Origin of the sequence: Flavobacterium sp. RNTU_13 (assembly GCF_046614455.1) — a bacterium.
GTDB lineage: Bacteria > Bacteroidota > Bacteroidia > Flavobacteriales > Flavobacteriaceae > Flavobacterium.
Genome location: NZ_JBKJHB010000017.1, coordinates 1 through 676, shown reverse-complemented (window position 1 = coordinate 676; position 676 = coordinate 1). Strand labels below are relative to the sequence as shown.

Below are 676 nucleotides of genomic sequence, written 5' to 3'. Positions count from 1 at the left end.
AGTAGCCGTTGAGATACAACCCGCAGCATTCTTAGCAGTTACTGAATATGTTCCTGCTGCAACACCTGTAAAGGTAGCTGATGCCTGGTAGGTTGTTCCGTCAATACTATACGTCATACCTGTTCCTGTAGGAGCAGTTACAGTTATTGAACCTGTAGCAACTGAACATGTAGGTTGGACCAAAGTAGCAACCGGTGCTGTCGGCGTAGCCGGAGCAGCATTGATAGTTACCGATGTAGCCGTTGAGATACAACCCGCAGCATTCTTAGCAGTCACAGAATACGTTCCTGCTGCAACACCTGTAAAGGTAGCCGATGCCTGGTAGGTAGTTCCGTTGATGCTGTAGGTCATACCTGTTCCTGTCGGAGTAGTGATTGTTATTGAACCTGTAGCAACCGAACACGTTGGTTGAACCAAAGTAGTAACCGGTGCAGTTGGCGCAGCCGGAGCAGTATTGATAGTTACCGAAGTCGCAGTCGAGATACAACCAGCAGCGTTTTTAGCAGTCACAGAATACGTTCCTGCTGTAACACCTGTAAAGGTAGCTGATGCCTGGTAGGTTGAACCATCTATACTATACGTCATGCCTGTTCCTGTAGGAGCAGTTACGGTAATACTTCCTGTCGCAACCGAACACGTTGGTTGAACTAAAGTAGCAACCGGAGCTGTTGGCGTA

General features: G+C 48.1%; 1 protein-coding gene. It reads right to left on the bottom strand.

Annotation, left to right across the window (positions count from 1 at the left end; all coding sequences use genetic code 11):
• On the bottom strand, window positions 1–676 hold a 676-nt coding region (locus ACLI08_RS16380; protein WP_411429584.1), incomplete at both ends, for a hypothetical protein.